Below are 14,444 nucleotides of genomic sequence, written 5' to 3' on the forward strand. Positions count from 1 at the left end.
TCTTCTTTTTTCCATCTATTTGTTATGACATTGATCAAACTGGACAGTCCGGTCCTGGGTACGCCCCTGTCGTCTTCGGCTACGCGGGTCATGCTGCTGGGATCGGGTGAACTGGGCAAGGAAGTCATCATTGCCCTGCAGCGGCTGGGGATCGAGGTCATTGCGGTGGACCGCTACGCGGATGCACCGGGCCATCAGGTGGCGCATCGTGCGCATGTTGTCTCCATGACGGATCGCGAAGCCCTGCGGCGCGTGATCGAGCAGGAGCACCCCGATGTGATCGTGCCCGAAATCGAGGCCATTGCCACCGATCTGCTGGTCGAACTGGAGCAGGCCGGCCAGGTGCGCGTCACACCGACCGCGCGCGCGGCACAACTGACCATGAATCGCGAGGGCATTCGTCGCCTGGCTGCCGAAACCCTGGGCCTGCCCACGTCGCCATACCGGTTTGTCGATACGCTCGATGAATTGCGTCAGGCGGTGGCCGAGATCGGCCTGCCCTGCGTGATCAAGCCGGTCATGTCGTCCTCGGGCAAGGGCCAGTCCGTGCTGCGCGCCGAAAGCGATATCGAATCAGCCTGGCGTTATGCACAGGAGGGCGGGCGTGTCGGTGCTGGCCGGGCCATTGTCGAGGGATTCATCGACTTTGACTACGAGATTACCTTGCTGACTGTGCGTGCGCGCAATGCAGCTGGCGAGATCGAAACCGATTTCTGCGCGCCGATCGGCCATCGGCAGGTCGATGGCGACTATGTCGAGAGCTGGCAGCCGCATCCCATGTCGCCGGTGGCGCTGGCCGAGGCTCGTCGGATCGCGGCGGCTGTCACGACCGAACTGGGGGGGCTGGGCATATTTGGTGTGGAACTGTTCGTGGCGGGGGAACAGGTCTGGTTCTCCGAGGTCAGCCCACGCCCGCACGATACCGGCATGGTGACCATGGCGACCCAGGTGCAGAACGAGTTCGAGCTGCATGCCCGTGCCCTGCTGGGGCTGCCGGTCGATACCACATTGCGCCAGCCGGGTGCCAGCAGTGTCATCTATGGTGGTGTCGAGGCGCGGGGCGTACGCTTCTCGGGGGTGGCCGAGGCGCTGGCCGAGCCGGGCGTGGATATCCGCCTGTTCGGCAAGCCCGAGTCTTTCGTAAAGCGTCGCATGGGTGTGGCGCTGGCCACGGCCGAGACCATCGAGCAGGCACGCGACAAGGCCCTGGCCGCCAGCGGCAAGGTCAGTGTCAGTGTCTGATCACATAGGCGGGCGTATCGGCAGGTCATGATCCTGTCATATGCCAGCTTGTGAGTGCCCGTAAGATAGCCCTGTATTTTCCGTACCCTTTACAATCGACGCCGACTGCCCTGCCGGGCAGGGCGACCGACGACTCCTGCCAGGACACACGCCATGCATGATACCGATACCTCCGACCTGATCCGGCGCACGATCCGCAGCGTCCCGGACTGGCCCCAGCCCGGCGTGACCTTTCGGGATATCACGCCGGTGCTGCAGGATCCGCACACCTTCCGCCGCCTGATCGATGTGTTCGTCTATCGCTATATGCGTCAGCGGCTGGATCTGGTGGCCTGTGTGGATGCACGTGGCTTCATCATCGGCAGCGCGCTGGCCTATGAGCTCAACCTGGGTTTCGTGCCGGTGCGCAAGCGCGGCAAGCTGCCGTTCGATACCGTTTCCGAAGAGTTCGTGCTGGAATACGGCAGCGCCACGGTCGAGATGCATACGGATTCGGTCCGGCCCGGTCAGCGCGTGCTGCTGGTCGATGATCTGATCGCTACAGGGGGCACCATGACGGCGGCCATCAAGCTGTTGCAGCGCCTTGGGGCCAACGTGCTGGAGGCGGCTGCGATCATCGATTTGCCCGAGCTGGGCGGCTCCAAACTGATTCGCGATACGGGCACTCCGCTGTTCACGATCTGCCAGTTCCTGGAATCCGAGCGGGGCTGAGCGGCAGATGTACTGCAGGCTGATTGACGGAAGTCGGCAATCAGCCGTACAGCGGTAGGTCTCATTAAAGAGCGGGCTGCAATTGAAGAAGCAATATCTTTGTTTTGTGATGCTATGGCTGCTGGGCGCGGGCCATGCGTATGCGTCCTGCACAAGTGTCGATGCCTGTGAAAGTGATGCGGTGCTGGCACCCCATGCTGAAGCCGTGATCTACGGACCGTTTTCGTCGTCCGATGCGCGCGTGCTCTATACCTTCATTTTCAGGGATTTCTCGGTATCCCGAGTGAATGTGATCAGGCACGTCATCGAGTCTTGGGATGGCCATGCCTGGATTGCGGAATCGGACAGCATGAGCGAAGGTTCCCATGTCGTGACGCGCAATGTTGTGTCCGAGGGCAAGGCGAAATACCGCTATCGCATCCTGAATGAGGGTACTGAAAACATAGAGCGCTGGACCCTTTCAAGGCGTGTGACGCCTTGAAAGGCCGCTTCGTTCGAGCGCGGGATGCTGGCTGGTAGGCTCGCCTGCCCACACCGGCTTACAGGAACAGCTTGTAGGCCGGGTTGTCGCTTTCGTTCCAGAATGGATAGCCCAGCGTGGACAGGAATTCCTTGAAGACCTTCTTGTCAGACGGCGGCACCTGGATGCCGACCAGGATGCGACCGAAATCGGCACCCTGGTTGCGGTAGTGGAACAGGCTGATGTTCCAGTCGGGGTGCATCGCTTCCAGAAAGCGCACCAGCGCACCCGGGCGCTCCGGAAATTCAAAGCGGTACAGCAGTTCGTCCTGCGCCAGCGGCGAGTGCCCGCCTACCATGTAGCGCAGGTGGGTCTTGGCCATCTCGTCCTGCGTCAGGTCCAGCGTCTCGAAGCCGTGCTTGCGGAAATTATTGGCGATCTTTTCGGCTTCGGCGTGCGAGCTGATCTGCACACCCACGAAGACGTGGGCACGTTGCGCATCGGAAATACGATAGTTGAATTCGGTGACGTTGCGGGTGCCGACCAGCTTGCAGAAGCGCAGGAAGCTGCCGCGCTGCTCGGGCAGACTGACGGCAAACAGTGCTTCGCGTGCCTCGCCCACCTCGGCGCGATCGGCCACCACGCGCAGGCGGTCGAAGTTCATGTTGGCACCGCTGGTGATCGCTACCAGCGTCTTGCCCTTGAGCTTGTGCTCGGCGGCATAGCGCTTGGCCCCGGCGACGGCCAGGGCACCGGCCGGCTCGACCACGTGGCGCGTGTCCTGAAACACATCCTTGATGGCGGCGCACAGGGCATCGGTATCGACCGTCACGAAATCATCGACGTACTGGCGTACCAGTCGGAAGGTTTCACTGCCGACCTGCTTGACGGCCGTACCATCTGAAAACAGTCCGACATCGTTGAGCGTAATGCGACGGCCAGCCTTGACGCTGCGCAGCATGGCGTCGGAATCCTGGGTGTGAACGCCGATGACCTTGATTTCGGGGCGCAGTGCCTTGACGTAGGCGGCAATGCCGGAGATCAGGCCGCCACCGCCAATGGGGACGAATATGGCGTCGATGGGGCCGGTATGCTGGCGCAGGATCTCCATGGCGATGGTGCCCTGGCCGGCAATCACCTCTGGATCGTCAAATGGATGGACAAAGGTCAGCTTGTGTTTTTTCTGCAGTTCCAGTGCATGCTGGTAGGCATCGGAGTAGCTTTCGCCGGCCAGCTCGACCTCGCCGCCCAGCCGCCGCACGGCGTCGATCTTGACCTTGGGTGTGGTGGTCGGCATCACGATGACGGCGCGACAGCCCAGCTTCTGTGCCGACAGCGCCACGCCCTGGGCATGGTTGCCGGCCGAGGCTGCCAGCACGCCGCGCTTGCGCTCGGCAGGTGTGAGCTGCGCCATCTTGTTGTAGGCACCGCGCAGCTTGAAGCTGAAAACCGGCTGGGTATCCTCACGCTTGAACAGAATGTCGTTGCCGATTCGCTGAGAGAGCTGCGGGGCGGGTTGCAGGGGCGTTTCGACGGCGACATCGTAGACCTTGGCGGTCAGTATGCGTTTCAGATAATCGGTGGGCATGATCGACAGAATAAAAAAATTGCGCGTCCGCCACCCGGCTGGACGTCGCATGTTCCAAATACTATATCAGCTATGCAGGCCTGACCGGCGGGGAGGCGCGTCCCTTGCACTACAATCCGGCCATCGAGACAGTTACACGGCCCGCACTGGGGCCGAGCAGGAGGGCGCAGGCATGGAGAGGAATACCCTGTTCGAGGGGCGCATTGCAGCACCGCTGACGGTCGTGGCAACAGCACACGGTCGTCGGCGTCCTGTCTGGCAGTCCGGGCGTCGACTGGCTGGCCTGGTGGCTGCCGGCATACTGGCGCTGGGGCTGGATGCAGCGGAGCCGGTCCGGGCCGCCGATGCGCCCAATGAGCTGCGCGTGATCGCCCACTCGAACATCACCATGCTGGATCCGATCTGGACTACCGCCTACCTGACCCGCAATTTCGGCTACATGGTCTACGACACGCTGTTCGGCACCGATGCCGAAGGGCGCATCCAGCCGCAGATGGTGCAGGACTGGACCGTGTCCGATGACGGGCTGACCTGGACGTTCACTCTGCGCGAAGGGCTGAAGTTTCATGATGGCGAACCCGTCACCAGTGCCGATGTGATCATGTCGCTGCGTCGCTGGGCCAGCCGCGATACGCTGGGCGGGCTGCTGGAGCAGTCGCTGGATCATTACGACCTTCTTGATGATCGCACCTTCCAGCTGGTACTGGCGCAGCCTTTCGGCATGGTGCTGGAGGCGCTGGGCAAGCCTTCCTCCAACGTGCCGTTCATCATGCCCGAGCGCGTGGCGCGCACGCCGGGGGATCAGCAGATCCGGGAGGCCATCGGCTCCGGCCCCTATCGATTTGTCGAAAGCGAGTTCCGCCCAGGCGAAAGCGTGCTGTTCGTCCGCAACGAAGATTATGTGCCGCGCGATGAGCCGCCTTCGGGCACGGCCGGCGGCAAGCAGGTCTATGTGGATCAGGTCAAGTGGCTGATCATCCGCGATCCGCAGACACAGCTCAATGCCTTGCTCAATGGCGAGGCGGATATCCTCGAACAGCCGGCTTTCGAGCAGTACCCCGTCCTGGCGGCAGATCCCGATATCGAGATCGTCAATGCGCAACCGGCCGGACTGCAGTATTCGATGCGGTTCAATTTCAAGCATCCGCCTTTCGACAATCCGGAGATCCGGCGAGCCGCCATGCTGTCGTTGGGCCAGGAGCAGTTTCTCAAGACCCAGGTCGGGATTGCCGATTACTACCGATTCTGCACCAGCATGTTCCCCTGCGGTACGCCATTTGCCAGTGAGCAGACCGGTGGCTACACGGGACGTGCCGATCCGGCTGCAGCGCGGGCTCTGCTGGAGAAGGCTGGCTATCAGGGGGAACCGGTCGTCCTGCTGCAACCGACGGATCTTTCGCATATCAACAAATTGCCGCTGGTTGCGCGCCAGCAACTGGAGCGGGCCGGTTTCAAGGTCGATCTGCAGTCGATGGACTGGCAGACCCTGGTGTCGCGCCGGGCTCGCCAGGACGCGCCTGCCCAGGGAGGCTGGAACCTGTTCCTGACGGCCTGGGTGGCCGAGGATATTCTCAATCCCCTGACCATGGCGATGATGAATGCCCGGGGCGACCAGGGCTGGTTCGGCTGGCAGGATGATCCTGAGCTTGAGCGTATCAAACGGGAGTTTGCCCGCGCCACGACTGACGCAGACAAGAAGCAATGGGCCGAGCGTGCCCAGTTGCGGGCGTTCGAGACAGCCAGCCATGTGCCGCTGGGCCAGTACATCGTGCCGCCTGCCGTGCGCAAGGGGGTGACGGGCATCGTGCCTGCGGGAGCCCAGGTGTACTGGAATATCCGCAAGGACCCACAGGGCGAATGAGCATGCCGGTGGAGTGGTTCCGATGAGGCAGGATGGATGGGCGGGTGCGCTCGTATTCCTGGCCAAGCGTGTGCTGGCCATGCTGCCGGTGCTGCTGGTGGTGGCCGTGGCCGTGTTCATGATCGTGCGTCTGGCACCGGGCGATCCGGCGGCTGTCATCGGCGGCAATGGGGCCACGGCAGAGGATCTGGCGCGCATCCGTGAAAGGCTGGGCCTGGATCTGCCGATCCTGGTTCAGTTTCTGCAATGGGGCGGTGCCGTACTGGGGGGCGACCTGGGCCATTCGTTTTTCATGAACAGGCCTGTGTCGGCATTGATCCTGCAGCGGCTGGAACCGACCCTGGCGCTGACGGTCGGCACGCTGCTGCTGAGCGTGCTGGTGGCAGTGCCGCTGGGGGCATTGGCCGCCTGGCGTGGGGGCTGGCTGGATCGAGGCCTGATGGCGTTTTCGGTGACTGGATTCTCAATACCCGTATTCGTGCTGGGCTATGTCCTGATTTATCTGCTGGCTTTGCAACTGCACTGGCTGCCTGCGCTGGGCTACCGGCGTCTGGAAGGGGGCGGCGGTGCCTGGCTACGTCACCTGGTCCTGCCGTGCCTGACACTATCCGTGGCGTATGTGGCGCTGCTGGCACGGGTGACGCGGGTGGCGGTCTGCGAGGCATTGGCCGAGGATTTCGTGCGCACGGCGCGCGCCAAGGGGGCATCGGCCATGCGGGTGCTCTGTGTACATGCCTTGCGCAATGCCGCCGTGCCCATCCTGACCGTCATCGGCGTAAGCGCGGCGATGTTGCTGGGGGGCGTGGTGGTGACCGAGACGATCTTCGCCATTCCCGGTCTGGGGCTGTTGACGGTCGATGCCGTGCTCAACCGCGATTTTCCGGTCTTGCAGGGGCTGGTGTTGTGCTTTGCGGCCGGTTACGTCCTGCTCAACCTGTTGGTGGATATCGGCTACATGTTGCTGGATCCGCGCATTCGCTATTGAAACCATGGCTGGAGAATACATGTCTGGCATGCCGCTGCTGCGCACCATCTGGCGTGAGGGCTCTGCCCGCGTCGGGCTGGTGCTGCTGTTGATGTTGCTGCTGATTGCGCTGGCTGCGCCGTGGCTGGGCACCATCGATCCTGCAACCATGGACGCCAACTACATTTCGGTGGCTGCCGGTACAACGGGACGGGTGCAGCTGCCGGATGGCCGCGAGGTGATGCATACCTTCCTGATGGGCAGTGATACCTGGGGACGGGATATCTGGAGCCGGACTGTGTACGGGACCCGCGTGTCGCTGCTGGTTGGAGCCGGGGTGGCCGTGCTGGCCCTGGTGCTGGGCGGCGTGCTGGGCATGGTCGCGGGCTACGTGCGGCGGCTGGATGGCCTGCTGATGCGGCTCATGGATGGCCTGATGGCGATTCCGCCTGTGCTGTTCGCGATTGCCTTGGTGGCTGCCCTGGGAGCCAGCCTGAGTACCGTGGTCGTGGCCATTGCCGTGCCCGAGATTCCACGCGTGGCGCGACTGACGCGGGCGCTGACGCTGCGCCTGCGGGGCGAACCCTACGTCGAGGCGGCGCAGGTGCTGGGCACGCCGGCACATCTGATCCTGAGCCGGCATATTCTGCCCAATGCGTGGGCCACCCTGCTGGTGCAGGGCACTTTCGTTGCGGCTTCTGCTGTGATGACCGAGGCGATCCTGGGCTTCCTGGGGCTGGGTCTGCCTGCCGACATCCCGACATGGGGCAGCATCATGGCCGATGGCCGGGTGGTCTTCATGCAGCATCCCGGCAACGTGCTCTTTCCCGCCTTGTTCCTGGTACCTGCGGTGCTGGGCATCAATCTGCTGGGGGATGGCCTGCGCGATGCGCTGGATCCACAGGCAGGTGTCCGCAGTCTGGAACGGTCATGAGTCTGGCCCTGAAAATCGATCACCTGAGCCTGCGCCTGCCGCTGCAGGGTGACAGGCCTTATGCCATCGAGGGGCTGAGTCTGTCGATCCCGGTTGGCGGCACATTGTGCGTGGCAGGCGAGTCCGGATCGGGCAAGTCGGCCCTCGCCCTGGCTATCATGGGGTTGCTGCCGCCGGGTATCCGTCCCGAACAGGGAACGATCGACGTCGCGGGCCATACCGTGCTGGCCGATGGACGCTATATCGCCGAGCGACAATTGCGCCAGTGGCGTGGCGCACGCATGACCATGGTATTCCAGGAGCCGATGACGGCCCTCAATCCCCTGATGACCTGCGGGCGTCAGGTCGATGAAGCACTGCGGCTGCATGGCCGATTGTCGCGCGCGGTCCGTCGGGCCCGTATCCTGGAGATGTTCGCTGCCGTGCAGCTTGATGCGCCCGAGCGGATTTTCCGTAGCTATCCCCATCAGTTGTCGGGCGGGCAGCGCCAGCGCGTGGTGCTGTCCATGGCCATGATCCTGCGGCCGGCCCTGTTGATTTGTGACGAGCCGACGACGGCACTGGACGTGACGACACAGGCCGAGATCCTGGCGCTGATTACCCGGCTGCAGCAGGAGCAGGGGACGACCGTACTGCTCATTACCCATGACCTGGGCGTAGCCGCCAGGATGGGGGGCGACCTGCTGGTCATGCATGAAGGGCAGGTTATCGAACAGGGCGCGGTGGCCGATGTGTTGGTGCGACCCGAGCATCCCTATACCCGGCGGCTGCTGGCTGCCGTACCCTCCATGGTGCCACCGGACAGCCGGCCCGAACCCGAGACGCCGGTGATGCTGGCAGGACGCGGCGTGCGCAAGCGCTATCGGCATGGCAGTCTCTGGCGACAGACCGAGCAGGAGGTGCTGCGCAGCGTCGATCTGTCCGTGCGTGCAGGCGAGATCGTAGGCGTGGTCGGCGAGTCCGGTTCCGGCAAATCCACCCTGGCTCGTTGCCTGGTGCGTTTGGAGATGCCGAATGCCGGCAAGATCGAATGGCAGGGCTGGCCCGTCGAAGGCTTGCCGGAGCAACAATTGCGGGATGCCCGGCATCTGGTACAGATCATTTCCCAGGATCCCGGCCGCAGCCTCAATCCGCGCCGCCGGATTGGCGATACCCTGGCCGAGGGCGCGCTCAACCGTGGCATGCCTGCGGCCGAGGCGCAACGTCTGGCAAGGGGGCTGCTGGAGCAGGTGCAGTTGCCGCCCGATGCCCTGAATCGCTACCCGCATCAGTTTTCGGGCGGGCAGCGGCAACGCCTCGCGATTGCACGGGCCCTGGCCTGCCGGCCCAGGGTGCTGATTGCCGACGAGGCCGTATCGGCACTGGATGTCACGACACAGGCGCATATCGTGGCCCTGCTGCGTGACTTACAATCGCGGCTCGATCTGGGGATCGTGTTCATCACGCATGATCTGCGTGTGGCGGCCCAGCTTTGCGATCGCGTCCTGGTGCTGCGGCGTGGCCGGGTGGTCGAGCAGGGACGTACGGCCGCAGTATTCGGCCAGCCCCGGCATGAATATACCCGTAGCCTGTTGGCGGCAGCACCTGTGTTGCCGATGCCGGCACTCGATCCTGAATTGCAAACCTGAGCCGGACTGTCGACGTGGAAGCCTATCTCTCGAATCTCATCAATGACGTACTGGCGTTCCTGTCGTTGCCGGAAATCGGGCTGAGCGCGATCTTTACCGTCAGCCTGGTGTCGGCGACCCTGTTGCCGCTGGGATCGGAGCCCGCCGTGTTCGGCTACCTGAAACTGGCACCGGATATGTTCTGGCCGGCCGTGGTGGTTGCCACGGCGGGAAATACGATCGGCGGTGCCATCAGCTATGCGATGGGACTCTGGGCACGCCTGGCCGTGCTGCGCTGGAAACGTCGACGGCAGCAGCAGATGCTGGCCGAACGGGCCGGCGATGCCGGTGATCTCACGGTTGATGCCCGTCCCACGCGGCGCTTGCGTGGCAAGTGGGAACAGCGGGCCCGCCAGTGGCTGCGGCGCATGGGGCCGCCGGCACTGTTGTTGTCATGGCTGCCGGGCGTGGGCGATCCGCTGTGCGCGGTGGCCGGCTGGCTGCGGTTGTCGTTCTGGCCCTGCGTCATGTATATGGCCATTGGCAAATTTGCCCGCTATGTGATCATGACGGCCGTTCTGCTGTGGGTCTGGCCCAACGGGGTTTGATCCGGACGTATGCAGCGATGAAAAATGGCTTCCGCTTTGATGCGCTTGCGAACAAGACGTTCTTCACGGAACCGGGCAAGAGCGATGTTTTCTTCGGGCTGCAGGCACGGATCAAAAATAGCGCAAGCGTGACCCCGATTTCAACCCTTCAGGAGTTGACTGCGGCCTTGCGCCATGAACGCTATTACATTGCCCACAATATGGTGATGCACAAGGGCAAGACGGCTGTTTTCATGGGCGAAATGGTGGAGGTCGCCAGCGCGGATCTTGTCGAGTTTTTGCAAGGCTCTATGGAAGGGGGTGACCTGAGGGATTTTCTTGTGGCACCCGCAGACAGCGGCTACCCTGATCATGTGATCACTGTAGGAGAAGACGGAAGCTATCTGTACAGGTGATGGTGCAGCCAGGCCATGACGTGCTTTTCGTGCTTCCGGATGAATGGGTTTTCTGCGGTGCCTAATCCTGTGCGATCAGATACTCGAAGAAAATTTCAGCTTCTTTTTTGTGCCGAGTGACGTTCAGGATTTCCGCTTGTTTTTCCAGAAGCTGGTGCATGCTCGCACTATTTTTTTTCAAAACAACCAGTGCGGGATACTGGGTGTTTGCAATGATGGATGATTCGCTGGCTGCCCCTGGGAACCAGCCCAATGCATATGTGACGCTTTGGGCAAGTTGTTCCCGCCAATTGCTGATGTCGTCGATATGGTCGAATGCACACAGCCAGATCGAGAATCTGTTCCTGAAGCTTGCCAGTGATTCATGTTCTTCCTTGAAAATCCGCCAGTCGGTCAGACCTTGAATAGTGTGGTTGCTGAGCCGGGTCTTGATGGCGCTTTTGATATCCTTTTCGCGCCAGTTAGGCGGGTAAATGTAGCGCTCATCCCGTAGCGTCAGTTCCAGTACGCGGTTTACGGCTGTCATGAGCGTTTTGCTCAATAGGTTCAGACGCAGACTGAAGGAAAAATGCCCTTTCTGCCGTGAGATTGAGATTTCGTATTGAAAAGTATGACCGTGAAGATCGTTTGATTCGAAGTGATAGGGGGCTTTCAGCCTGAAATCATGGTCTTTGAAAAGTTGGTGTATGGATTCTGTGGCTGTTTGTGCGATCAGCTTCGGATCGGTGGACATTGTTTTGGTGATTCTTTTGGGGAGCGGAGATGACGCTGAGTGTTCTGCAGCATGTGGCTGATCTTGAAACTGAAATTCACGCCAAACTGCCTGAAAATTATAGAAGGTTCCTGGTCGAGGACGTCGGAGAAGCGGACGCTTGCGATGTCCGGATAGGCGCAGATGAGTTCGCCAGTTTTTATGGCGCGCATGTCCTGGGCGAAAGGAACCAGACCTATGACGTCCAGAGCGCGAGTCCCGGCTTTCTGATGATAGGCCAGGATGGTGACCTGGGCTATTTCATCCATACGGAACGCGGGAGTGACGTGATCTACAGCCAGGATCTCGGTGCGCTGGGTATCCTGGAAATGGATGTGGTGGCTGCGGATATCTACGACTTGGCGGGGTGAGGATTTTTCTCGCCGACGCGTTCTGGCGGAAATACCAGGGCAAAGGTGCTGCCCTGGCCTAGCACGCTGGTGATTTCCAGTTCTGCATCATGGCGCATGGCAATGTGCTTGGTGATGGCCAGTCCCAGGCCGGTACCGCCGGCCGCACGTGAACGGCTGCGGTCGACGCGGTAGAAGCGCTCTGTCAGGCGATCGATGTGGTGTGCGGCGATGCCGATGCCGGTGTCAGTGACGACGTAGCGTGCGCCACCGTCTGGCGTGGCCTCGAAGGTGACACTGATGGTGCCGCCTTCGGGGGTGTAGCGGACGGCATTGGTGAGCAGGTTCGAGACCGCCGAAGCCAGCTCGGTTTCACTGCCGCGAATCTGCAGATCAGGATCAATATGCCAGGAAAAGACATGCTTGCCGGCCGACAGGCTTTCAACCTGTTGGCGTGGCGTGGCCAGCAGGCTGTCGCAGCGGATCGCTTGACCTTCCTGGCTGGGTGCCGATTCGAGTGTGGACAGCGTCAGCAGGTCGGCGACCAGTGCCTGCATGACCTGCCCCTGGTCGTACATGAGCGTCATGTAGTGCGTTCGCTGTTCCGCACTCAATGCATCGGCCGGCATGTCGCGCAGGGTTTCCAGAAAACCGACCAGAACGGTGAGCGGGGTGCGCAGCTCGTGCGAGACATTGGCAACGAAGTCGCGGCGGGTGGTTTCGAGCCGTTCGAGTTGGGTTACGTCGCGGGTGATCAGCAGGCGCTGGTCACGTCCGAACGTCGCCAGTTGCATCAGCAGTCGACGTTCCCGGTCGCGTAGATGGACACGCACCACCACAGGTTCGGGCCAGCGATCCTGGGCTGCGTATTCGATGAAACCGGGTGAGCGCAGCAGATTGCGCAGGTCTGCGCTTTGATCCATGGGCATGCGCAGACCCAGGTGGCGCTGCGCCGTGCGGTTGCACCAGTCGATATGAAAACCCCGATCCAGGGTGACGACGCCATCGGGCAGGGCCTGTGCCGCTGCCAGCATGCTTTGCATGGTGTCCTGGGCGGTTTCGTTTTCCAGCCGGCGTGCTTTGAGATAGCGGTAGAGCGGGGCGGTCAGGGCATCCCAGTCACCCAGCGCCGGTGGTGTGGCTTCGGGTGTGAATGTCCATTGCTGCAATTGCGCCAGTATGCGTGCCTGTCGGATCAGCAGCAGGGCGGGGATCAGCAGCGCCGTGGCAGCGGCGACCCAGGGAGTCAGCAGCCAGCCCAGAGCCGTCGCAAGGATGGCGGTGAACAATATCCAGGACAGCGTACGGGCGAGGGTCATGAGGGGCGTGCGAAACGGGAGTCAGCGGGCGCTGGGGCGAGCGGTGAAACGATACCCGCTGCCGCGCACGGTTTCAATCAGCACATCATGGCCGCTGGGTTCGAGCGCCCTGCGCAGGCGACGAATGTGCACGTCGACGGTGCGTTCCTCCACGAATACGTGATCGCCCCAGACCTGATCCAGCAACTGTGCCCGCGAGAAGACACGCTCGGGGTGGGTCATGAAGAAATGCAGCAGCTTGAATTCGGTCGGCCCGATGCTGAGAGGCTGATCGTGACCATTCAGACGGTGCGTCACCGGGTCCAGGCGCAGACCGCCGACGTCGATCACGTCATCGGTCAGTTGTGGTGCGCGCCGGCGCAGCACGGCCTTGATGCGGGCGATCAGTTCCTTGGGCGAGAACGGCTTGGTGATGTAGTCGTCGGCTCCGGCTTCCAGGCCGTCGACTTTGTCCTGTTCCGCGCCCTTGGCCGTCAGCATGATGACGGGCACGTCGCGTGTCCGTTCGTCGCTGCGCAGGCGACGTGCCAGGGTCAGGCCCGAGGCTCCCGGCAACATCCAGTCGAGCAGGATCAGGTCGGGCAGTTCGGCATTGATGAGCGTGGCGGCCTGGTCGGCATCATAGGCCCGCAGCACTTTGTGGCCCGCAAAGGACAGATTGACGGCAATCAGCTCCTGGATGGCGGGTTCGTCTTCGACGACAAGAATGGTACTGGACATGGCAAAGGATCCGGAAATTGACCAATGGCATGCATAGTATGGCCGGAATATTGCGAGTATGTGACAGCGCGCAAATTAGACCCTGCCAGACCACGCCGGGAAGACGTGGATACGGTACGATATAGCCCTATGAACGAACAATTTTCCCGGCAGGATCGGGCTGCCACAGAAACCCCGACCACCCACTTCGGTTTCCAGACTGTCTCCGAGTCGGAGAAGGCCGGCAAGGTGGCGGGTGTGTTCCACTCCGTGGCTTCCCGCTACGACATCATGAACGACCTGATGTCGGGGGGGCTGCACCGTATCTGGAAAGCCTTCACCATCACGCGTGCCGCCATCCGGCCCGGCATGAAGGTGCTGGATATCGCCGGGGGTACGGGCGACCTGGCCAGCGCCTTCGCCAAGCGGGCGGGGCCGCAGGGCGAGGTCTGGCTGACCGACATCAACTCCTCCATGCTGGGCGTCGGGCGTGACCGTCTGCTCGACAAGGGTCAGGTGCTGCCGGTGGCCGTGTGCGATGCCGAGCACCTGCCGTTTCCCGATCAGTATTTCGACCGGGTGAGCGTGGCTTTCGGCCTGCGCAACATGACCCACAAGGATGCGGCACTGGCCGAGATGCGGCGTGTGCTCAAGCCGGGCGGCAAGCTGCTGGTGCTGGAGTTCTCGCGCATCGCCAAGCCATTGGCGCCTGCCTACGACTGGTATTCCTTCAATATCCTGCCGTGGCTGGGTCAGAAGGTCGCGGGCGATGCGGAAAGCTATCGCTATCTGGCCGAGTCCATCCGCATGCATCCCGATCAGGATACCCTGGCCGAGATGCTGCGTACCGCCGGCCTGGAGCGGGTGCAGTATTTCAATCTCACGGCCGGGCTGGTGGCCCTGCACGAAGGCGTGCGTCTGGACTGATGTCGAAAAAGCTGCCCCCCTGCAATCC

The 14,444-nt window shown here is 62.1% G+C and carries 15 protein-coding genes; 11 read left to right on the forward strand and 4 right to left on the reverse strand.

The annotated features are described in order from the left end of the window. Window positions 1-24 precede the first annotated feature (24 nt). The 3 genes from purT to DD235_RS06140 all read left to right on the forward strand — a co-directional run bounded on the left by purT (window position 25) and on the right by DD235_RS06140 (window position 2,434). A complete protein-coding gene (gene purT / locus DD235_RS06130) occupies window positions 25-1,242 on the forward strand; it encodes a formate-dependent phosphoribosylglycinamide formyltransferase (protein ID WP_109061185.1) in 1,218 nt (405 codons plus the stop codon). Window positions 1,243-1,395: 153 nt separating this feature from the next. Next, window positions 1,396-1,953, forward strand: coding sequence for an adenine phosphoribosyltransferase (locus DD235_RS06135; RefSeq protein ID WP_109061186.1), 558 nt, complete (start codon window positions 1,396-1,398; stop codon window positions 1,951-1,953). 106 nt (window positions 1,954-2,059) lie between these two features. Beyond that, entirely contained in the window at window positions 2,060-2,434 is a 375-nt protein-coding gene (locus DD235_RS06140; RefSeq protein WP_162300427.1) for a hypothetical protein, read from the forward strand. A 58-nt stretch (window positions 2,435-2,492) separates the two neighbouring features. Here DD235_RS06140 and ilvA read toward each other — a convergent pair whose 3' ends face one another. Then, the gene (gene ilvA / locus DD235_RS06145; protein WP_109061499.1) at window positions 2,493-4,001 is read right to left on the reverse strand and encodes a threonine ammonia-lyase, biosynthetic; all 1,509 of its coding nucleotides are present in this window, start codon (window positions 3,999-4,001) and stop codon (window positions 2,493-2,495) included. Window positions 4,002-4,173: 172 nt separating this feature from the next. Between ilvA and DD235_RS06150 the strand changes: the two genes are divergently transcribed. The 6 genes from DD235_RS06150 to DD235_RS06175 are packed head-to-tail and all read left to right on the forward strand — an operon-like array spanning window position 4,174 to window position 10,370. Further along, complete coding sequence (locus DD235_RS06150; protein ID WP_109061188.1) at window positions 4,174-5,862, forward strand: ABC transporter substrate-binding protein; 1,689 nt, start codon at window positions 4,174-4,176, stop codon at window positions 5,860-5,862. A gap of 22 nt (window positions 5,863-5,884) precedes the next feature. Beyond that, a complete protein-coding gene (locus DD235_RS06155; protein WP_109061189.1) occupies window positions 5,885-6,847 on the forward strand; it encodes an ABC transporter permease in 963 nt (320 codons plus the stop codon). 19 nt (window positions 6,848-6,866) lie between these two features. Beyond that, entirely contained in the window at window positions 6,867-7,760 is an 894-nt protein-coding gene (locus DD235_RS06160) for an ABC transporter permease (protein ID WP_239990060.1), read from the forward strand. Continuing rightward, complete coding sequence (locus DD235_RS06165) at window positions 7,757-9,388, forward strand: dipeptide ABC transporter ATP-binding protein (protein WP_109061190.1); 1,632 nt, start codon at window positions 7,757-7,759, stop codon at window positions 9,386-9,388. The genes DD235_RS06160 and DD235_RS06165 overlap by 4 nt, the downstream gene beginning before the upstream one ends. Window positions 9,389-9,402: 14 nt before the next feature. Continuing rightward, window positions 9,403-9,975, forward strand: a complete 573-nt coding sequence (locus DD235_RS06170; protein ID WP_109061191.1) for a YqaA family protein — start codon at window positions 9,403-9,405, stop codon at window positions 9,973-9,975. Between the two features lie 17 nt (window positions 9,976-9,992). Continuing rightward, the gene (locus DD235_RS06175; RefSeq protein ID WP_146193441.1) at window positions 9,993-10,370 is read left to right on the forward strand and encodes a hypothetical protein; all 378 of its coding nucleotides are present in this window, start codon (window positions 9,993-9,995) and stop codon (window positions 10,368-10,370) included. Between the two features lie 61 nt (window positions 10,371-10,431). Here DD235_RS06175 and DD235_RS06180 read toward each other — a convergent pair whose 3' ends face one another. Further along, window positions 10,432-11,103 (reverse strand): hypothetical protein, encoded by a 672-nt coding sequence (locus DD235_RS06180; RefSeq protein WP_109061193.1) that lies wholly within the window; start codon window positions 11,101-11,103, stop codon window positions 10,432-10,434. A 29-nt stretch (window positions 11,104-11,132) separates the two neighbouring features. On the opposite strand from DD235_RS06180, the gene DD235_RS06185 reads away from it, so the two are divergent. Continuing rightward, window positions 11,133-11,492 carry an SMI1/KNR4 family protein gene (locus DD235_RS06185; protein ID WP_109061194.1) on the forward strand — a complete coding sequence of 120 codons (360 nt, stop codon included), beginning with the start codon at window positions 11,133-11,135 and terminating at the stop codon, window positions 11,490-11,492. On the opposite strand, the gene phoR is transcribed toward DD235_RS06185, so the two are convergent. Beyond that, on the reverse strand, window positions 11,474-12,790 hold the full coding sequence (gene phoR / locus DD235_RS06190) for a phosphate regulon sensor histidine kinase PhoR (protein ID WP_109061195.1): 1,317 nt from the start codon (window positions 12,788-12,790) through the stop codon (window positions 11,474-11,476). The genes DD235_RS06185 and phoR overlap by 19 nt on opposite strands. Before the next feature lie 21 nt (window positions 12,791-12,811). Further along, complete coding sequence (gene phoB, locus DD235_RS06195; protein ID WP_109061196.1) at window positions 12,812-13,510, reverse strand: phosphate regulon transcriptional regulator PhoB; 699 nt, start codon at window positions 13,508-13,510, stop codon at window positions 12,812-12,814. Window positions 13,511-13,639: 129 nt separating this feature from the next. Between phoB and ubiE the strand changes: the two genes are divergently transcribed. After that, window positions 13,640-14,416: a bifunctional demethylmenaquinone methyltransferase/2-methoxy-6-polyprenyl-1,4-benzoquinol methylase UbiE gene (ubiE, locus tag DD235_RS06200; RefSeq protein WP_109061197.1), complete on the forward strand. Its 777-nt coding sequence runs from the start codon at window positions 13,640-13,642 to the stop codon at window positions 14,414-14,416. The last annotated feature ends 28 nt before the right edge of the window (window positions 14,417-14,444 follow it).

This window comes from Corticimicrobacter populi (assembly GCF_003123725.1).
In the GTDB taxonomy this organism is placed as follows: Bacteria; Pseudomonadota; Gammaproteobacteria; order Burkholderiales; family Burkholderiaceae_B; genus Corticimicrobacter; species Corticimicrobacter populi.